General features: G+C 70.0%; 15 protein-coding genes and 1 pseudogene. 4 read left to right on the plus strand and 12 right to left on the minus strand.

The window, feature by feature from the left end; translation table 11 throughout:
- Window positions 1-6 precede the first annotated feature (6 nt).
- From AB0M88_RS47510 to AB0M88_RS47525, 4 genes are read right to left on the minus strand one after another with little or no spacing between them, the layout of a single operon-like run.
- A complete protein-coding gene (locus AB0M88_RS47510) occupies window positions 7-1,269 on the minus strand; it encodes an extracellular solute-binding protein (RefSeq protein ID WP_364113886.1) in 1,263 nt (420 codons plus the stop codon).
- 13 nt (window positions 1,270-1,282) lie between these two features.
- Window positions 1,283-3,901 (minus strand): family 78 glycoside hydrolase catalytic domain, encoded by a 2,619-nt coding sequence (locus AB0M88_RS47515; RefSeq protein WP_364113888.1) that lies wholly within the window; start codon window positions 3,899-3,901, stop codon window positions 1,283-1,285.
- A complete protein-coding gene (locus tag AB0M88_RS47520; protein ID WP_364113890.1) occupies window positions 3,898-4,719 on the minus strand; it encodes a carbohydrate ABC transporter permease in 822 nt (273 codons plus the stop codon). Before AB0M88_RS47520 ends, AB0M88_RS47515 begins: the two co-directional genes overlap by 4 nt.
- A complete protein-coding gene (locus AB0M88_RS47525; protein ID WP_364113892.1) occupies window positions 4,716-5,615 on the minus strand; it encodes a sugar ABC transporter permease in 900 nt (299 codons plus the stop codon). Before AB0M88_RS47525 ends, AB0M88_RS47520 begins: the two co-directional genes overlap by 4 nt.
- Window positions 5,616-5,888: 273 nt before the next feature.
- On the opposite strand from AB0M88_RS47525, the gene AB0M88_RS47530 reads away from it, so the two are divergent.
- From AB0M88_RS47530 to AB0M88_RS47540, 3 genes are all read left to right on the plus strand, one after another.
- On the plus strand, window positions 5,889-6,923 hold the full coding sequence (locus AB0M88_RS47530) for a LacI family DNA-binding transcriptional regulator (RefSeq protein ID WP_364113894.1): 1,035 nt from the start codon (window positions 5,889-5,891) through the stop codon (window positions 6,921-6,923).
- A 54-nt stretch (window positions 6,924-6,977) separates the two neighbouring features.
- A complete protein-coding gene (locus tag AB0M88_RS47535; RefSeq protein WP_364113896.1) occupies window positions 6,978-8,054 on the plus strand; it encodes a LacI family DNA-binding transcriptional regulator in 1,077 nt (358 codons plus the stop codon).
- Window positions 8,055-8,237: 183 nt separating this feature from the next.
- A complete protein-coding gene (locus tag AB0M88_RS47540; RefSeq protein WP_364113898.1) occupies window positions 8,238-10,451 on the plus strand; it encodes an alpha-L-rhamnosidase C-terminal domain-containing protein in 2,214 nt (737 codons plus the stop codon).
- Window positions 10,452-11,053: 602 nt separating this feature from the next.
- On the opposite strand, the gene AB0M88_RS47545 is transcribed toward AB0M88_RS47540, so the two are convergent.
- Genes AB0M88_RS47545 through AB0M88_RS47565 form a run of 5 tightly spaced genes read right to left on the minus strand, consistent with a single transcriptional unit; the run spans window position 11,054 to window position 15,222 of the window.
- On the minus strand, window positions 11,054-11,695 hold the full coding sequence (locus AB0M88_RS47545) for a hypothetical protein (RefSeq protein ID WP_364113900.1): 642 nt from the start codon (window positions 11,693-11,695) through the stop codon (window positions 11,054-11,056).
- Window positions 11,692-13,209, minus strand: a complete 1,518-nt coding sequence (locus AB0M88_RS47550) for a hypothetical protein (RefSeq protein ID WP_364113902.1) — start codon at window positions 13,207-13,209, stop codon at window positions 11,692-11,694. Before AB0M88_RS47550 ends, AB0M88_RS47545 begins: the two co-directional genes overlap by 4 nt.
- Window positions 13,206-13,967 (minus strand): ATP-binding cassette domain-containing protein, encoded by a 762-nt coding sequence (locus AB0M88_RS47555; protein ID WP_364113904.1) that lies wholly within the window; start codon window positions 13,965-13,967, stop codon window positions 13,206-13,208. Before AB0M88_RS47555 ends, AB0M88_RS47550 begins: the two co-directional genes overlap by 4 nt.
- On the minus strand, window positions 13,964-14,680 hold the full coding sequence (locus AB0M88_RS47560) for a hypothetical protein (RefSeq protein WP_364113906.1): 717 nt from the start codon (window positions 14,678-14,680) through the stop codon (window positions 13,964-13,966). Before AB0M88_RS47560 ends, AB0M88_RS47555 begins: the two co-directional genes overlap by 4 nt.
- Window positions 14,677-15,222: an RNA polymerase sigma factor gene (locus AB0M88_RS47565; RefSeq protein WP_364113912.1), complete on the minus strand. Its 546-nt coding sequence runs from the start codon at window positions 15,220-15,222 to the stop codon at window positions 14,677-14,679. The genes AB0M88_RS47560 and AB0M88_RS47565 overlap by 4 nt, the downstream gene beginning before the upstream one ends.
- 314 nt (window positions 15,223-15,536) lie before the next feature.
- Here AB0M88_RS47565 and AB0M88_RS47570 point away from each other — a divergent pair, with 314 nt between their 5' ends.
- Window positions 15,537-15,896 carry a transposase family protein gene (locus AB0M88_RS47570; RefSeq protein WP_364113914.1) on the plus strand — a complete coding sequence of 120 codons (360 nt, stop codon included), beginning with the start codon at window positions 15,537-15,539 and terminating at the stop codon, window positions 15,894-15,896.
- A gap of 733 nt (window positions 15,897-16,629) precedes the next feature.
- Here AB0M88_RS47570 and AB0M88_RS47575 read toward each other — a convergent pair.
- From AB0M88_RS47575 to AB0M88_RS47585, 3 genes and pseudogenes are all read right to left on the minus strand, one after another.
- Window positions 16,630-16,971 carry a TraR/DksA C4-type zinc finger protein gene (locus AB0M88_RS47575; protein ID WP_364113908.1) on the minus strand — a complete coding sequence of 114 codons (342 nt, stop codon included), beginning with the start codon at window positions 16,969-16,971 and terminating at the stop codon, window positions 16,630-16,632.
- A gap of 293 nt (window positions 16,972-17,264) precedes the next feature.
- The gene (locus AB0M88_RS47580; protein ID WP_364113910.1) at window positions 17,265-18,140 is read right to left on the minus strand and encodes a universal stress protein; all 876 of its coding nucleotides are present in this window, start codon (window positions 18,138-18,140) and stop codon (window positions 17,265-17,267) included.
- A gap of 202 nt (window positions 18,141-18,342) precedes the next feature.
- Window positions 18,343-19,737, minus strand: a pseudogene (locus AB0M88_RS47585) (pyruvate dehydrogenase (acetyl-transferring), homodimeric type); the annotation flags it as partial.

Below are 19,737 nucleotides of genomic sequence, written 5' to 3' on the forward strand. Positions count from 1 at the left end.
TCTGTGCTATGCGCCGGCCTTGTAGTCCTGGTCCATCGCGCTGAGGACCTTGGCCGGGGTGGACTGGTTGCTGAAGATCTCCTGCAGGCTGCTGAGCATGGTCTGCTGCACCTTGGCGTTGGGCCAGAGCTGGTCCATGAACGGCACGGTCTTGTTGTCCTTGACGTACGTGGTGAGCTCGGCCAGGCCCGGGTCGACCGGGGTGCCGGCGTTGGGCAGGGTGGGCAGACTGCCCTGGGCCTCGTTGAACGTCTTCATGCCCTCCGGGGACATCAGGAAGGTGATGAACTTCAGCGCCAGTTCCTTGTTCTTGGCCTTGGCGTTGACGCCGTAGCCGGCGCCCGCGGCCGCCGGCATGAGGAACGTGGACGGGTCGTCCGTGGCCGGCAGCACCTTCATGCTGAAGTGCCCGTTGGGGTTCTGCTTCTTCAGCAGCGCGATGACCCAGTTGCCCTGCACCAGCCCGAGCGTCTTACCGGTCGCCGCAAGGGTCTGGCTGGCCTCGTAGCTGGTGCCCAGCGGGTTCTTCTGGAAGCAGCCACTGGTGTTCATCTGCTGGTACTTCGCCATGGCAGTGGTCCAGGCCGAGCCGGCGAAGGTGCCCTGCCCGTTCGCCATCTTGGTCGCGAAGTCCTTGTCCGGGCCGAACACCGTGGTGGCGACCAGCGCGTACAGCACCAGCTGGGTGACCCAGTTGTCCTGGATGCCGAGCGCGAAGGCCGGGGTGCCCTTGGCCGAGGCGGCCTTGCAGAACGACAGCAGGTCGGTCCATGTGGTCGGTGCGGTGAGGCCGGCCTTCTTGAGGGCGTCCTCGTTGTAGACGGCGCCGATGCCGTTGAGGCCGAACAGGGCGTTGTAGGTCTTGCCGTTGTACTGGGCAACCTGCTTGAACGCGTCCGGCAGCTGCGAGGCCCACGGCTGGTCGGACAGGTCGAGCAGGTAGCCGGGCTTGGCCAGCACGTAGGTGGCGCCGGGGTTGCCGTTGCCGGGCCAGACGGTCATCACGTCGGGGCCGGTGCCGGAGGCGAGCTGGGTGCGTTCCTGCTGCTGGATCTGGTCGGCGCCCGCGGTGGTCAGGTTGACCTTCACGCCGGGGTTGGCGGCCTTGAATGCGGCGACGACCTTCTCGATCGAGCCCTGGTCGACCGACGTGATGGTCAGCGTGTTGCTGTCACCGCCGGAGCTGGACGCGGAGTTGGTGCCGCTGCTGCAAGCGGCGGCGGCGAGGGTGACCGCGGTCAACGCGGCGAAGAAGGCGGTTTTTCTCATGAGTCTTCCCTTGTCAGAGGGCGGGGATTGCGGTGAAAGTGAAGCGGCCGGAGGTGAGCCGCACGGTGCTGCTGCCGACAGGTGCGCCGTTCTCGCGGACGCTGCCGGGGTCAGAGGTGGGAATTTCGAGGAGTGCGGTGGCACCCGGCGGCACCGTGACGGTCACCGTGATGCCGTCGTCGGTGATGGACCATCCGCAGGTCACCCGGCCGCGGGCGGTCTCCTGCTCGGCGCGCGCCCAGGTGAGGGTGCCGCCGGGCCGGGGCCGCAGCAGCAGTTCGGAGTAGGCGACCGAGCCCGGCGTCTGGTCGATGCCGGCGACCTGCCCGTAGAGCCAGTCGCCGACGCTGCCGAGGCTGTAGTGGTTGAACGAGTTCATCGCGGCCGACTGGAACCCGCCGTGTTCGGTCCAGCCGTCCCAGCGTTCCCAGATCGTCGTGGCGCCGTGCCGGATCGAGTAACCCCAGGAGGGGTACTCGTCCTGCTGCAGCAACGCGTAGGCCAGGTCGGCGCGACCGTGGTCGGCCAGCACCGGACACAGCAGCGGCACGCCGACGAAGCCGGTGGTGAGCCGGTTGCCGCGCTTCTCCACGTCGGCGGCCAGGTGGTCCACGGCCGCGTCGATCAGCTCCGGCGGCAGGAGATCAAATTCCAGGGCCAGGAGGTAGGCGGTCTGAGTGCCTCCCTCGACGCTTCCGTCGCTTTTGACGTACGCGTCGGCGAAAGCCACCCGGATCGCGGCGTGCAGTGCGTGAAACTCGGCGGCGGCCTGGTCCCGGCCGAGCACCTCCGCGGCCTGAGCGACGATGCCGGTGCTGCGCGCGAAGTAGGCGGTGGCGAGCACGTCACGGGGTGTCTCGGCGTCGACCTGCAGCCAGTCGCCGAACGAGTTTCCGGTCCGGTGGCGCCAGAGCAGGTCGGGGTTGTGCCGGCGGATGTGCTCGACCCAGCCGGTCATCGCGTCGAAGCAGCGTTCCAGGACCCGCCGGTCGCCGTAGGTCCGCCACAGCAGCCACGGGATGATCACACCGGCGTCGCCCCACGCGGGTGCGCCTTCGCGGTCGACCGACACGACGGGCGCGACGTCACGGAACGCGCCGTCGTCGTCGCGGCCGTCGACGACGTCGCGCAGCCAGCGGGCGAAGAACGCGGACACGTCGGCATTGCGGGTGGCGGTCGGCGCGAACACCTGGGCGTCGGCCAGCCAGCCGAGCCGTTCGTCGCGCTGCGGGCAGTCGGTGGGAACGGCCAGGAAGTTGCCGCGCTGTCCCCAGACGATGTTGGACTGAAGCTGGTTGACCATCGGGTCGGAGCACTCGAAGGAGCCGGTGAACGGGATGTCGTTGTGGATCACCCGGGCGATCAGGTCGTCCTCGGTCAGCTCCCCCGGGTAGCCCGTCACCTCGGCGTAGCGGAAGCCGTGGAAGGTGAACTGCGGCTCGAAGATCTCGTGCTCACCGCCCGCACCGACGTACGTGTCGGTGGCCGCGGCCCGGCGCAGGTTGTCGCGGTAGAGCTCGCCGTCGTCGGTGAGTACTTCGGCGTGGCGCAGCACGATGCGCTGCCCGGCGGCGGCTCCGCGGACGGTGAGGCAGATCCGGCCGACCAGGTTCTGGCCGAAGTCGACGATGAACCGCCCGGGCTCGCGCGGGCTGACATGCACGGGGATCAGGTCGTCGACGATCCTGATCGGATGGTCGGGTTCGGCGACCAGCGGGCCGGTCTCGGTGTCGAGAACGAGCGCCGGCGAACAGGTGTCGTCGCCGGGTGTGGCGAGGCGGGCGTCGACGAACTGGCCCATCATCAGGTCGGCGGCGCGGATAGCGCCCGGTTGCTCGGTCCAGGTGCCGTCGGTGGCGATGATCTGCTGGGAGCCGTCTTCGAAGTCGACCACGAGCTGGGCCAGGAATCCGGGCACGTCGCCGTAGTGGCGGGCCGGCCGGCGAGGCTCGAAGCCGACGTAGCCGCTCCACCAGCCGTCGGCCACGATCGCCGTCAGCACGTTGTCGCCCTCGCGCAGCTGCTCGGTGACGTCGTAGGTCTGGTACTGCAGCCGGTGGTGATATTCGGTCCAGCCCGGGGCGAGTTCCCGGTCGCCGACCCGGCGGCCGTTGAGTTGCGGCTCGTACACGCCGCGGGCGGTGGCGTACAGCCGGGCCCGCATGGGCCGCCGGGCGAGCCGGAATGTCTGCCGCAGATACAGCGGCGCCTCGGCCGCGCCCGGTGAGACGAGGTCCTCATCGGTGGGCGGATCGAAGTGCGGCAGGCGGTTCGGGTCGCGGCCGATCCACACCGCCGTCCATTCGTCGGGGTGCAGCAGGCCGGTCTCGAACCACGTCTGCGCGGTGCCGGCGTGGGCGCCGGTCTCGTCCCAGACCTCGACGCGCCAGTGGTAGCGGGTGCCCGAGCGCAGCGCCGGCCCGTCCCAGGCGACCAGCAGCGTGTCGGCCGACTCACGACGGCCGGAATCCCAGATGGTCCGAGGCGACCCGTCCTCGGTGGCGGTGATCCGGTAGGCGCTCTGCGCGGCGCCGCGCCGGTCGCCGTCGAGCTTCCAGGACAGCCGTGGGTGTGGTTCACCGAGACCGAGCGGTTCGGTGCGTTGTTCGGTGGTCAGGCCGTACGGTGTCATCCTTTGAGCCCTCCGGCGAAGCCGTTGATGATGCTGCGTTGCAGCGCGAGGTAGACCGCGAGGACCGGCACGATGCTGATCACCAGGGCGGCGAAGACGAGGTTCCACTGCGAGACGTACTGGCCGAAGAACCCGGCGACCGCGACCGGCATGGTCTGGTGGGTGCTGCCGGACAGGTAGAGCAGCGGGGTGAAGAAGTCGTTCCACACGTTGACCGCGTTGAGCACCAGGGCGGTCACGGTGATCGGTTTGAGCATCGGCAGGACGATGTAGCGGAACGCCGACAGCTGGCTCGCGCCGTCGATCGACGCCGCCTCCTCGAAGTCGCGAGGCAGCGCGCGCAGGAATCCCACGTACAGGAAGGTGGTGAACGGGACCTGCAGGCCCGAGTAGAACAACACCAGCGACCACACCGAGCCGAGCAACCCCAGATCTCGTACGGTCTGGTAGAGCGGCAGCGACGCGAGCTGGAACGGCAGGATCAGCCCGAGCATGATCAGCAGGAACGTGCCGCGCGACCAGCGGGCGGTCGAGCGGGCGAGTGGGTAGGCGGCCAGCGAGGAGACGGCCAGGATGATCAGCACGCTGGCCGCGGTGACCACGACGCTGTTGATCAGCGCGCCGCCGAGTCCGCCCTGTTGCCAGGCCGCACTGAAGTTGGCCAGGGTCGGCGAGGTCGTCGGCCGGATCGGTGACGAGGGGTCCGACGACTGGCGGATGGCCAGGTTGACCAGCACGTACACCGGGAACGCGAAGACGATGCCGACCGCGATCATGACCATCTCGAGCAGGAACGTGCGCTTGGTGTAGCGGTTCATGACGCCGACCTCTCGTTGCGCGACAGGACGGTGTACTGGCCGGCGGACACGATGGCGACGATGACGGTGAGGACCACGGCCAGGGCGATGCTGTAGCCGAACTCGCCGAGGGTGAACGCGTCCTTGTAGATCAGGGTCGAGATGGTGTCGGTCGCGTGTCCGGGCCCGCCGCCGGTCAGGGCGTACACCTGGTCGAACAGCTTGATCCCGCCGATGATCGACAGCATCAGGTTGATCGTGATCGCGGGCGCCAGCAGCGGCCGCACGATGGAGAAGAACCGGCGGACCGGGCCGGTGCCGTCGATCGCGGCCGCCTCGTAGATCTCGCGCGGGATCGACTGCAGCCCGGCCAGGAAGATCACCATCGAGTAGCCGGAGAACTGCCAGACGATGACCAGCACGATCATCCACAGCGCCAGGCGCGGGCTGCCGAGCCAGTCCTGCTGCCACGAGCCCAGCCCGACCGCGCCGAGCAGGCTGTTGACCGCGCCGTCCGGGCCGAGCAGGTTGCGCCACAGGTAGGCGGTGACGATCGGGGTGACCACGGCCGGGGCGAACAGCAGGACCCGCAGGAAGTTCCGGGTTTTGATCATGCTGTTCACGCCGAGGGCGAGCAGCAGCCCGATGCCGTTCTGCAGCACGGTGATCGCGACCGCGATCAAGATGGTGTGCCACACCGCCTGGCGGGCGGTGGGGTCGCCGGCCAGATCGGTGAAGTTACGCAGGCCGATGAGCGAGAAGTGCGGGTCGAGGCCGTCCCAGTTGGTGAAGGCGTAGTAGACGCCTCGCGCGCTGGGGATCAGCACGACGAACGCGAACAGCGCCAGGGCGGGAAGGACGAACCACCAGGGCGGCGCCGTGCTGCGCCGGGATCGCCGCGGTCGCCGTGCCGTCACCTCCGCCGCCGGCGGGTGAGTTCTCGTATCTGTTGTCACGGAACACCCATTTCGTTAAAACGTTTCATCCAGTCCGGCCGACCGGTGGCCCGCAAGGCGACGACGACGGCCGAGATATGGGTAACGTTTTCCAAGATGTTTCGCAGACACTAAGAGTCGACGCCGACGACCGTCAAGGGGTACCCGGCCGGAAATCCCCACTGGCTGTCTTCTTAACGGAGCCGCTGACGAACTCTAGGATGGGCAACGTTCCCCATCGGCAGAGGAGACTGCATGACGCGACCCCGCGTGACGATCGTCGACGTGGCGCGGCACGCCGGCGTGTCGACGACGGCGGTGTCGAAGGTGGTCCGCAACGCCCCCGGCACGAGCGCTCAGATGCGATCCCGGGTGCTGGCCGCCGTGGAGCACCTCGGCTACCGCCCGTCCGCGGCGGCTCGTGCCTTACGAGGCCGCACCGACACGATCGGGGTCGTCCTGCCCGACCTGCGTAACCCGTTCTTCGCCGACATCCTCGACGGCGTGACCGAACACCTCGCGAGCAGCGACCATCAGCTGTTCATGGCGTCGAGCCACGACGACGAGGCGAGCGAGGGACGGGTCACCGACGCGTTGATCGACCGGAGCATGGACGGGGTCATCCTGGTCGCGCCGATCTCCTCGCGCCGACGCCTGGAGCACGTCGCGCATACGGTGCCGACCGTGGTCGTGGGCCGGCACGGTCCCGCCGCCGGGTACGACATCGTGGCCGACGACGACTTCGCCGGCGCCGGACTCGTCGTCGCTCACCTCGCCGAGCTCGGACACCGCCGGATCGCCCACATCGAGCACCACGAGACCGACCCCGTACGCCTCGCCGAGATGCCCAACGCCCGTCGCGCCGACGGCTACCGGCACGCCATGCGGGCCCACGGCCTCGGTGCGGACATCGACGTCGTCTCCACCACCTACAACCGCGACGGCGGCTATCGGGGCGCCCGCCGGTTGCTCGACCGCGCCGAGCGGCCCACCGCCATCTTCGCCGGCGCCGACATCGTCGCGATGGGCGTGCTCGACGCCCTCACCGAGGCCGGCCTGTCGGTACCCGGCGACATCTCGGTGGCCGGCTACGACAACATCACCTTCGCCGCGTTCGCGCCGGTCGCGCTCACCACGGTCGATCAGACCGGCCACCGGATCGGCCGGACCGCGGCCCGTCTGCTGCTCGAGCGCATCGCCGACCGCAGCCGCCCGACGTCGCAGGTGACCTTCTTCCCCGCACTCGTCGCCCGGCGAACGACCGCTCCCCCATCGCTTTCCTCCCGATGATCAGTACGCTCGTGCTACCACCCCGCATTTCGCCCGACCGCCCAGGAGACCCCGGTGGACAAGCCCGCGTCCCGACGAATCACCATCGTCGACGTCGCCCGCCATGCCGAGGTCTCCACCACGGCCGTCTCCAAGGTGCTGCGCAACGCGTACGGCGCCAGCCCGGCCATGCGGGCCAAGGTGCAGCAGGCCATCGCCGACCTCGGCTACCGCCCGTCGGCGGCCGCCCGGGGACTGCGCGGACAGACCTACACCATCGGGGTCATGCTGCCCGAACTGCGTAATCTGTTCTTCGCCGACATCCTCGACGGCATCACCACCCAGCTCGCCGGCACCGACTACCAGGTGCTGCTGGCGCCCGGCTGCAACGGCGAGAAGGCCGAATCGCGGGTCATCGACGCCATGATCGACCGCAGCATGGACGGCCTCGTCCTGATCGCCCCGGTCTCGGCGAAGACCCGCCTGAACGCCGTCGGCCGCAGCGTGCCCACCGTCGTGGTCGGCCGCCACGGCTCCTCGACCGCCTACGACAGCGTCAACGACGACGACATCGCCGGGGCCGCCCTGGTCGTCGACCACCTCGCCGACCTGGGCCACCGGCGGATCGCGCACATCGAACACCACGAGACCGACCGCGTACGCCTGCTGGAGATGCCGAACGCCCAGCGCGCCGACGGCTACCGCCAGGCGATGCACGCCCGCAACCTCGCCGACGAGATCGACATCGCCTCCACCACCTACACCCACCAGGGCGGCTACCTCGGCGCCCAGGAGCTGCTCGCCCGCCGGCAACGTCCTACCGCGATCTTCGCTGGCGCGGACGTCGTCGCCCTCGGAGCGCTGGAGGCGATCGCGGAGGCCGGGCTGTCGGTGCCCGGCGACATCTCGGTGGCCGGCTACGACAACAGCGCCCTGGCCGCGTTCGGCCCGATCTCGCTGACCAGCGTCGACCAGGACGGCCGCCAGATGGGGGCCAACGCCGCCCGGCTCCTGGTGGACCGGATCGCCGACCGCGACCGCCGGACAGCCCAGGTCAAGCTCACGCCCACCCTGGTCGTCCGGCGCACCACAGCCACCCCCGTGGGTAACGTTCTCCGAGTCGCGAACAAGCGCCGATCCGGAAGTTCTTGACCGGCCGCTCAATCGATGCTTATCGTCTGGGCAACGCGTGAGAAACGTTTCTCATTGTCGCCTCTCGCGCCCCGCCGTTTCTGACGCCGGGTGCGGACCCGACCACGTCACCGCCCAGGCACCAGCGACTCCGCGACCTGAATGAAACGTTACAAAGCTCGTTCCCCAGAGAAAGGAACGGCGTTGCCTCGTCATGCCTTCTTCACTTCCCACCCGTCCTCGACCCGGCGCGCACTGGCGTTCGGCCTGGTGCTGATCACCGGGCTCGCCGTGGCGCCGACGGCCGCCGGCGCATCCGTGCGGCCGTGGCAGTCCTACGTCCTGGGCCCGGCGTCGGCCCAGGTCACACCGGTCCGGGCCGAAAGCCGCGGCCAGGTGACCCATCCAGAAACACTGGTACATGGCCACGGCAGGCCCACGACCCTGACCACGGTCGCCGGTCAGACGCCCGCCTCGATCGTCCTCGACTTCGGCAAGGACGTCGGCGGCACGCCCTACCTGGACATCGCGAAGGTCAGCGGAACCGCGACGCTGTCGCTGGTCACCGGCGAGGCCCGGCAGAACCTGCGCCGGCCGGCCGCGACCACGACCACCGCGGACGCCGCTGCCGGTGCCGGCCAGGTGACGGTGGCGTCCACCGCGGGCCTGGAGACCGGCAACACCATCACGTTCGCGGCCGCCCAGCCGCGAACCATCACCGGCTCCGACGCCACCGCCCGTACCGTCGACCTCGACCAGCCGCTCACCCAGGCCGTGCCTACCGGCGCGGCCGTCGCCACCACGCCGGGGGCCCCGGCGTCCGACGAGTCCCCCGGCCTGGCCGGCGTCGGCGGCCCCGACACGCTGCAGGCCACCGGTCCCGGGCGGGTCTCCGGCGGCTTCCACGGCGGCTTCCGGTTCGTCCTGCTCACCCTGACGACCCCGGGCACCGTCACCCTGTCCGGCCTCGGGGTCGACTTCCAGGCCTATCGGGCCACCGCCGCCGACTACCGGGGCTGGTTCCTCTCCAGCGACGACCAGCTCAACCGGATGTGGTACTCCGGCGCGTACACGCTGCAGCTCGACATGAAGGCACCCGGGCTCAACGGCCTGCCCGACGCCCGCATCTACGACGGCGCCAAGCGTGACCGCAGCATCTGGACCGGTGACCTGCTCGTGCAGGGACCCACCATCATCAACACGCTGGGCGACGTCGGCGCCGACTACTTCAAGTCCTCGCTCAACGTGCTGTTCGCGGCCCAGCGCGCCGACGGTGCCCTGCCCGGCTCCCCGGACTTCAGCAAGCGAAGCTCACCTGCCGGTTCGCCCCTGTTCTATTCGAACAACTACTCCGGCTACGGCGCCCGCGCCGCGATCGATTACTACCGCTACACCGGCGACAAGGCCTTCATCCTCAGTGTCCTGCCGAACCTGCGCCGCGAACTGACCTACAACAACACCTTCCTGACCGCCGACCACCTCGTCGCCTCCAACGACCGCGACTACTGGCAGGCCACCCAGACCGGCGAGGTCACCAAGTACAGCATCGACTACTACGTCCTGCTGCGCGAGATGGCCTGGCTCGAACGCAACGTCGGCTCGGCTGACGCGGCCACCGGCTATGACACCGAGGCCGACGCCATCAAGACCGCGGTCAACGCACGGTTGTGGAATCCGGCGCTGGGAGCGTACGGGCAGAGTACCGACCATCCCGACGTACTGGTTGAGGACGCGAACGCGCTTGCCCTGCAGTACGACTTCGTGCCCGCCGACCGGCGCGCCAGCGTGGTGCACGCGTTGCAGACACTGTGGACGCCGTACGGGGCGATCATGGGCGCCGGTCTGCAGGACCCGACCGGGCACACGATCGAGCCGTTCGGCAACGGCATGGAGACCGCCGGCCGGTTCGCGATCGACGACGTCGACGGCGCCCTCGCCCTGATGCGCCGCACCTGGGGACCGATGGTCGACCCGGCCAACCCGCTCTACACCGGCGGGCTGTGGGAGTTCAAGAACAGCGACGGCGGGGTCAACCGGACCACGGCCAGCCTCGCCCACGGCTGGGCCGCGTCCCCGACCGTACAGCTGACCCAGCAGATCCTCGGGATCTCCCCGGATGGACCGGGTTATTCGACCTGGACGATCCAGCCGCGGCCGGGACGGCTCAGCTGGGCCCAGGGCGCCGTTCCCACCGCGTACGGCCAGATCAGCGCCCGCTGGTCGTCCACGGCCGGCGGTCACCGCTTCGACCTGCACGTCACCGCACCGCGCACGACCAGCGGCACCATCGCCGTCCCGGCGGCCAAAGGCAGCATCCTGCTGGTCAACGGCCGGTCCGTCCACGCCACCATCACCGAGGGCTACGCCTCACTGCCGGCTCGCGGCGGCACCTACACCATCACCGTCCTACGCCACTGAACCCTGACGGAGCACGGCCGCGCCCACAGATCATGAGGCGCGGCCGTGAGCCCCGCCGCGGCCGGCTCTCCTGACTGCTGCCGATACGGCGGATTGATCCCCCGTCGCACTCCACCACGTCCGTCGGCGCGCGCCATTCCCTGCGGCGCGCGATCCCGGCGACGGACGCCGCATCGTGGCCCTCCTCTCGCCCACATCGGCCCGCTGGTTGATCTCGACGGTATGACCTACGCCGGGCTGCCCTATCCCAACTCCCTGCTCTACTAGCTGCAACTGCTGCGCCGGCATACGCCCGCCTACGCCGCCCAGCCCTACCAGCAACCAGCTGCGGCCCACCGCGCCGCCGGACACGACGACGCCGTCCGGCGCATCCTCATGGCCCAACGCGACGACCAGATCCGCCGAAAAGCCATCCAAGGCCGGGACCTCGCCTGGGCCCGGATCACCGGAGCCCTACTCGGCTACGGCCACCAACCCTGGCGCGCTCGGCCTGGATACTTTGCCGGCTTGACGGTGACCCGCTGATCTCGGCGGAAGTAGTGCGATTCAGCCGTTATCCGTGCGGACGGTGAGAGTTGGAGCCCGAGGTGGCATCGTGCTGCTCAGACGGTGGTGTCCCCGGTGCGGCCGCGGCTTCCCCTCGCCGTGAGGGTGGCGATGCCGGCGATGAATACCAGGCCGGCGCAGAGGTTGGCGCCGACGTCGTGCGGCGGTCGGGCGGTCCAGATCCAGGGCGTGGTCGGGTTGCCGGTGAGGGCGATCTCGGTGGCCAGGTAGTAGGCCATCGGGCCGGTCCAGCCGAATGCCCCGCCGAGTAGGACGGCGGTGAGCAGGCCGAGCCCGGTCGACCCGGCCACGTCCCGGAGCAGCGCCAGGTCGCCGCCGGGCGGCGGGCCGAAGGTGGCGGCGGCGGCGAGGGAGCCGTATGCGGTCGCGGTCAGCGTGAGGGCCGCGGTGAGCCGTAGCCAGGGCAGCCATCGCCCGGTGGCTTCCTCGGAGTCGCCGAACGGCCCGTGCGTACTGACCGCGGTGACCGAAGCTGTGCCGGCGATGGTGACCAGCGGCAGCAGCAGGCCGGCGGCTGGTCCGCCGGCGACCGTCCAGCGGTAGTGGAGTCCGGCGGCGAGCAGCGCTCCGAACGCTGCGTGCAGTGCGACCGCTGTCGGGATGCGGCGGCTGATCGCGTGCAGACGCCCGAGGCGGACAGCGCCGCGTGCAACCGGGAGGCCGACGGCGATGCTCATGGCAGTTGCTCCAGGGTGAGGGTGCCGGCTCGCAGCGCCGGCAGGTTGGCGGACAGCCATGCGGTGCGGCCGGCGGCGGACAGGGCGGCGAGCCGCTGCGCCGCCGGGTAGACCTGACCGGTGGCCGGCGTGGGTGCCCGGCCGGGTTCGCCGAGCGTCAGCAGGGCGGGCTGGTCGGCGTACGGGATGCCGAGGCCGTGCAGCAGCTCGGCGACGACGGCCTGCTGGGCTGGGGTGCCCAGGGCGGTCGGGTGCCCGGTCACACCGACGAAGGTACGGGCGAACCTGAGTTGCAGCAGCCCGTTGAACTGGGCGGCCGAGGTCGGGGCGCTGCTGAGGCCAGTACGGCCGGGCACGAAACCCTGCACTCCCCGGAGGTCGAGATGCACCACGGGCGGGGTGCCGGCCAGGCCGGCGTCGCTGCCGTTGTAGAGCGCGCCGACCTGGTCGATGCGCGCCGGCGCGCCGGGGAGTCCGGACACCTCGGCCAGGGCCGGGGTGAGCCCGGCGGTGACGCTGGTCAGGAACCGGGCGTACGCCGGGTTGAGGCAGACCTGGGCGCCGCCGGCCGGAGCGCACACCGGGGTGTAGGCGAGGTCGCGATCCTGGGCGGCATCGTGCAGGGCGGGGATGACGATGCCGTGCGGCCGGAGCCGGCCGGTGGCGGCCAGCCCGACCGCCGTACCGGAAAGCGCGACTCCGAGAGCCGTGATCGCGGCCGCGACCTGCCGCAGCCGGCGGCCGTCGGAGCGGGCGGCCGCCCCGAGCAGCCCGAGAGTCGCCACCAGGATTCCCGCGAAGAACAGGATCCGGGCGACCGGCAGGTCCCGCAGGTACGGGTAGAACGTGCCCGAGTCGAGCTGGAAGTTGCCGTTGGAGTTGGTCGGCAGGATCAGCGCCCAGCCCGAGTAACTGCGAAACGACGTCTGCGAGGACATCATCAATGCCAGGAACCCGGCGAACGCGGCGACCGGTGCGGCGAACTGGCTCGGGAACAGCGCGCCGACCGCGTACCCGAAGGACGTGAAGGCGATCACCGCGGCCAGGCCGACGCCGGCCCACCACCACGGCGGCGTGCCGGTGACGCCCTGATGGGCGTAGACGCCGAACAGGGCGCCGACCGCGACCACGTACATGACCGCGGCCCAGACCGCCGCGGCGGTATGGGCCGCGAGGCGGGCGGTCCACCGGGACCGAGTCATTGTGGTGATCAGGTCGGCCGTACCGCGGCGGCCGTCGCGGGCCCCGATCCAGGCGGCCATGCCGGCGACGATCGGCCCGAAGTCGATGATCGTGTGGCCCTGACCCATGTTCCAGAATGTCCGCAGCACGAACAGCGGCTGCTGGCTGGTGCTGGGCCGGTACGAGTCGAACCAGAACAACCCGGCGATTAGCGGAGCGATCAAGAGCATCGGGCTGCGTCGCAGCTCGATGCGCAGCAGCCGCAGGTAGGACAGGGCGGGTGAGCGGTGGGCGGTGGCCGGTGGCCGAGTCGGTGTGGTGGTGGCGGTCATGCCGCGACTCCGCCCGCCCGGGCGGCGGCCAGGATCGCGCTGTAGCCGCGCTCCAGCGGTGCGTCCCCGGCGGCCCCCGAGTCCTGGCCGTGGGAGGTCAGGTCGGCCGGCGTGCCGCGGAACGCGATCGTGCCGGCGTTCATCAGCGCGACCTCGCCGCAGACCGCGCCGACGTCCTCGACCAGATGGGTACTGACCACGACGGTGGCCTGCTGACCGAGGTCACGCAGCACGTCCCGGAAGTTGAAGCGCTGCTCGGGGTCGAGGCCCGCGGTGGGCTCGTCGAGCAGCAGCAGCTGCGGCTGGTTGACGATGGCCTGGGCGATGCCGGCCCGGCGCAGCATGCCGCCGGAGAGGGTACGCAGTTTCCTCCGGGCCTGGTCACCGAGGCCGACGCGTTCGACTGCGGTCGCGACCGCCTTCGGCACCTGCCCGGTCGGCATGTCCTTGAGCAGGGCGAAGTACTCGACGAACTCGGCCACGGTGAAGCCCGGGTAGTAGCCGAGGTTCTGCGGTAGGTACCCGAGCCGCCGCCGGATTTCCCGCCGCTCGCCGTGCACGCCCGGGTCGCGCCCGAGCAGCCGCATCGTGCCCGCGGTCGGAGGCAGCACGGTCGCGATCATTCGCAGCAGCGACGTCTTGCCGGCACCGTTCGGCCCGAGCAGCCCGAACACCCCCGTCCCGATGTCGAGGCTGACTCCGCCGACCGCGGTGGTGCGGCCAAACCGGCGGGTCAGGTGGGAAGTCTCGATGTTCACACGGTCCTCCTCGGGATCCGGGTTGCATACCAAGCCAGCGCGGCGCCGGCCGCGGCGGTCAGTAGGTAGGGGACGACCAAGGGGGTCGTCGCGATGACGGTGGTGAAGGATCCGGTGGCCGCGCGGCCGCCGAGGACGACCAGCGCCCACCCGGCCAGGGCGGCACCGACGCCGATGTTGGCCGATCGGCTCACCGTCGCGGCGGACAGCGCGAGCGCGGACACCGCGGCCATCGGGAGCAGCCAGCCGAAGGTCATCGCGGCCACCGGCGCGCAGGTCGCCGACGCCGCGAGGCCCAGTAGCGCGTTGAGGGCGAACACTGCCAACGCGCGGGCGAGCAGGACCATACGGTCGCTGACCGCCATCGACGCGGCGAGTTCCCACGCCGGGTCGATACCGGGCCCGTAGGCGTAGGCGATGCCGGCGCCGGCCAGCGCGGGGGCCAGCAGCGGTACCCACGGCGTACCGGTGGTGAGCGTCGCGGCCATCCCGGCCACGACCACCGCCGCCGTAGCGATCAGCCAGCCAATCAGCAGCGAGGGCGTGGTCACCAGCGCCCGGGCCAGTCCCGGCGAGCGCAGCAGCCGTGCCGCCGTACGCTCGACCGGCCCGGCTTCGCGGCGCCAGACCTCGGCGGCGACGCCGGTCCATACCCGTGCGAGATCGACGCCGGCACCGGCCCCGGACGTCCTCGGATCCACCGGTTCGTTCATTGGGTACCTCCGTCGACCGTCGTCTCCCGGCGCAGGGCCAGCCGCAACAGGCGTCTGGCCCGGTGGACGCGACTCTTGACCGTGCCGGCCGGCACGCCCAGCAGGACCGCCGCCTCCGCGACCGGCCGATCCTCGACATGGACCAACCGCCACGCCTCCCGGTCCGGGCTGCCGGGCGGCCCGAGCGTGGCGACGGCCGCGTCGAGCTCAGCCTGGTCCACCACCGTCTCGACCGAGTCCGGCCCGGCCATCTCGTCGAGGGCGGCAAGCGCGAACGTGACCGGGCCGCGCCGGCGCAGCAGCAGGGCGGCCTGGTGACGGGCGATTCCCCAGATCCATGCCCCGACCGGCGCGACCGGCCGGTAACCGGCCGCTCCTCGCCAGACGGCGATGAACGTCTCCTGGATCACGTCCTCGACGTCGGCCGCGTCGAGCGCGGCCCGCAACCGGGCCGCCAGCCACGGCGCGTGCTGGCCGAACAGCGTCCGTAGCGCACTGTCCGAACCAGCCGCGACCGCGGCCACCAACTCGACGTCGTCCATCACTTCTCTATTGCACCCGCACGGTCCGCGGTTCACGACCAAGCGGAAAAGTTCGCCGCGACTGGTTCGCGGTCAGGCGAGGGCCACACACGCCCGGCGCTCACGAGGGCATTACCTACGCCCTCTGCAACCCTGGCCGATTGACGGAATCAGCTCAGTCGGGACACGTCGCCGGGGCCACCGCCCCAGCGGAGGAGGCCAGCCGGCCAGCTGCGGGGGCACGGTGTCGAGCATGCGTCGCAGCATCAGGCGCGCTCGAGGCGGACATCCATCGCATCGACTGCCGCTCGTGTTCGCGGGTGCGCACCGAGCAGGTGCCGTGGGCACGGCCGGGCGCCCGGCACACCACCGATTTCGAGAACGTCGCGGCCTGGCTCACGCAGCGCATGGATAAGGCCGGCATCGCCCGGCTGCTGTGCATCCGAGCCAAATTTGCTACGAGGGTGCCAATCCCCGATGCGCTATCGTCGGCTATCCGGATGGCACCGGGTCTGGCGCAGGAGCCGCCGACCGAAGCGAGGGTTAGGGTGGATTATCGACAATCCGACGATGAGGCCGCAAATGATCAATGTCCAGGAGTTCGCGCGGCGGCTGAGTACTCTTGGGGCCGATGCGTTCACCAGCGACGACGTCGTGGACCTGGCGACCGCGGCCGATGTTCGCATCAACGCTGACCTCGAGATCGACGCCACTGTGGCGCAGCGCTTGCTCGACCAGATCTCGCCCACCCTGCCGGTCACCGGGGCCCAGATCACGGCGTCGCAATGGCCGCCACCGAAGTCTTCCCGTCCTGCAGCGCCTTCGGTGTCGTTCTCCAGCCCCGGTGCCGTAGACGGACCGGCTGATCAGCCGACCCGACCCCGCAGTTCTGGGCCTGCGCGTAGCGGTCGGCGACCCGGCTCTCGACGAACCGGCAGGTGAAACCGCTGTCCCAGCGCCTCGGCAGTTCGCGTTGCTTGGACGGCTGGACGACGGCGTCGACGATTGGTCGACCTCGGGCATGAGCCGATTGCTGCCGGCCGCACGGAACTCACCCGGATGCTCTCGTCGGTACCGGACTCCCGGCCTCGTACTCTTGATCGCGCCGGCGGGCGTTGTACCCGCAACCGGTCGCCGGCCCTCCAGGCCAAGAGCAGTCGCCTGCGAGGTGTACCACCTCGGGACCGAGCATTGCCGGCGGCGGATGAAGGCGCCCTACTCGTACCCGGCTGCGGCCGAAATGATCTCGGCAAACAAGCGCCAGGAGGCTTGTTCTTGGTCCGACTCCGACACTTCGACGACACGGGTCTCCGCACGGGTCTGGTCGGCCTCCTGCGGCCCGCATGGGCCGATCCCGTCACCAGTTGACGCGAGAACCTGGCCGCCGGCACCAGATTCAGAAGATCGATGTGTCCTGCTCGCAAGGGATCACTCCGGGCCGCCCGCATCACACTGGGTGCAGTACCGCGTGTGCGGCAGGACGCGCAGGCGGCCGAGGGGAATCGGCCGGCGGCAATTGTTGCAGATGCCGTAGGTGCCTTCGGTCATGCGTCGCAATGCTGCTGCAGTGTCGGCGATGGACTGGCGGGCGGCGGCGGCCAGGACGTCGAGGCTGTGCGGGCTGTAGCCGCCGCGTCCGGGAAGCCGCCCGTACACGATCAGCTCGGTGAGCCGATTGGTGTGAAGCGCGAATTGTTCCTCCAGCATGGTGTGGAGTAGCTCCAGGGATTCGGCTGCCGGGGTTGCCGTTCTGTGCGGGGCGATGGTCATTCGTGGCCTCCGGGGATGGGCGCCTGGCGATTCGGTCAGGTTCGAACCGGGTGACGTAGCAACGACATGGCGGCGAGACCGGATGACGGACGACGATGTCGGTGATCAAGTCCGCGCTCGCACCGCGGCTCAGGTCTCTGGTGCCGATCACGCCCGGCCCTTTCACAGTTGAGACATTGCGTCAGCCTCGACCTTGCCGCTCGGGACCACCAAGGCGGTGGCGATCGGTGGCTCGGTAACCATGCTCCTCGCCGACTGGCGAGTGGGCAGTGGCGGGAATCGGCGAAGCTGCACTACGTTTCTTGCCGGTCACCGGCAAGCAAGGCCGAAGCGGTCGTTGCTGTCGTCGAGGTGATGTCGGACGGCACCACAGTGACCGGGCAGTTGGCGTGCTCGATGACGGCACGGGAGGTCGAGCCCGCGATCAGGCCACGGAGACCGCCCCGGCCGCGGGTCCCCACGACGATCATTCCGGCATCGAGGTCGTTCGCCGTGTCGATAAGCGCCGTTGCGGCCGAGGATCCCTTACCCCCCTTGCAGGTGTACTTGACGTCGCTGTAGCGCCGGCCGAGCTGTTCGATCTGCGCCGTGACGGCGCCCGCATCCGCGTCCGACGGCGCCTCGTGGTAAAGCACCACCAAATCGACGCCCGTGCGGTGGGCACGTGAGAACGCGACATCGGCCGCAGCGAGTGCGTGCGACGACCCGTCCATGCCCAACACGATCACCCCATTTTCGGAGGTTGCCGCACTACGCACCACAGTGATGGGGCAGAAGCCATGAGCGGCGAGTTGCATGGCGGTCGAACCGGCGAGCAGTCCGGCGAAGCCACCGATGCCGCGATGTCCGACGACCACAAGCTCAGCCTCGCGTGAGGCGTCGACCAAGACCGCGCCTGGTGCACCGTCGACGAGCCTGGCGGTCACCGACAGGCCCGGCCAGGTGGCCCGAACGGCGTACGCGGTCTTCGCGAGCAGGTCGAGGACGGCGGCCCGGGGGCCCAGCTCCGAGTCGTCGTACGGCGGATACGCCGGTGGAAGAAGGGTTGACCAGCCGAAGGCGTGGACGATTCGCAGCTCGATGCCCCGTTGCGCGGCCTCTCGTGCCGCGTGTCGCAGGGCCGCGTCGGCCATGGCCGAGCCGTCGAGGCCGACAACCAGTACGCTCATCGTGGATCTCCTCCCTGGTCTGTAAGGTCGCACTGCGTGCTCTGCATCCACTGTTGCCTGGGGCCAAAGGATCGGACAGGCGCTCCAGCGGCCGTCGTCGGGATCGTTGGTTGCCGACGGCCGGCAACAAGGACCTGTCCGGCGGTCTCCCCTGGACGGCGAAGGCGGCCGGCTGGACCGTGACAGTGCCGCGGCAGCATCGTCAGCTTGTGCCGTCGTGGGGCGCGTGCTCGTACTCTGCTTCGGCTTTGCGGAGCGTCGCCGCGTCCACCACTCCGTTCGCGACCAGTTCCTGGAGCACGCGCAGGACGGTCGATGCGGCGTCGATGCGGAAATGCCGGCGCAGTGCGGGGCGGGTGTCGCTCAGGCCGAACCCGTCGGTGCCTAGAGAGGCCCAGCGGTCGGGCACGAATCGCGCGATCTGGTCCGGTACCGCCCGCATCCAGTCGGATACGGCCACCACGGGGCCGGGGTGTTCCTGCAGGCGGCGGGTGACGTACGGGATGTGGGCGGGCTCGTCCGGATGCTGAAGATTCCATTGGCCGGCGTCGAGGGCCTCGCGGCGTAGTTCGGTCCAGGAGGTGACCGACCAGACGTCGGTGTGGACGCCCCAGTCGTCGGCGAGCAGGCGTTGCGCGGCCAGGGCGGCCGGCACGGTGATACCGGACGCCAGGATGTGAGCCGCCGGATCGTCGGTGTTGCCGGCGCCGCCGAGGCGGTGCATGCCGGCCACGATGCCGTCGACGTCGACGTTGTCCGGCTCGGCCGGTTGCAGGATCGGTTCGTTGTAGAGGGTGAGGTAGTAGAAGATGTTCTCCGGCTGCTCGCCGTACATGCGGCGGAGACCGTCGCGCATGATGTGGCCGAGTTCGTAGGCGTAGGCGGCGTCGTAGGCGACGCATGCGGGATTGGCCGAGGCAATCAGCGGGGAATGGCCGTCCTGGTGCTGCAGTCCTTCGCCGTTGAGTGTGGTGCGGCCGGCGGTGGCGCCGAGCAGGAAGCCGCGGGTCATCTGGTCGGCGGCGGCCCAGAGGCCGTCGCCGGTGCGCTGGAAGCCGAACATCGAGTAGAAGATGTACAGCGGGATCATCGGTTCCGCGTGGGTGGCGTACGCGGTGCCGGCGGCTGTCCAGGACGCGGCCGCTCCGGCCTCGGTGATTCCCTCGTGCAGGATCTGGCCGTTGGTCGCCTCCTTGTACGACAGGAAGAGCTCCCGGTCGACCGAGGTATAGGTCTGGCCGTGCGGGTTGTAGATCTTGCGGGTCGGGAACAGTGCGTCCAGCCCGAAGGTGCGGGCCTCGTCGGGAATGATCGGCACCAGCCGGTGACCGATGTGGGGATCCTTGATCAGGTCCTTGATCAGCCGGACCAGCGCCATGGTCGTGGCCACCGGTTGCCCGCCGGATCCGCGTTTCACACTCGCGTAGGCGGTGTCGCCGGGCAGGGTGAGCGGCCGGCTTGACACCCTGCGGCTCGGTACGTAGCCGCCGAGCTCACGCCGCCGCTCCTGGAGGTACTGGATCTCGTCGGACTTCTCGCCCGGGTGGTAATAGGGCGGAAGGTACGGGTTTTCCTCCAGCTGTTTGTCGCTGATGTC

This window comes from Actinoplanes sp. NPDC051411, from assembly GCF_040682075.1.
Lineage (GTDB): Bacteria > Actinomycetota > Actinomycetes > Mycobacteriales > Micromonosporaceae > Actinoplanes.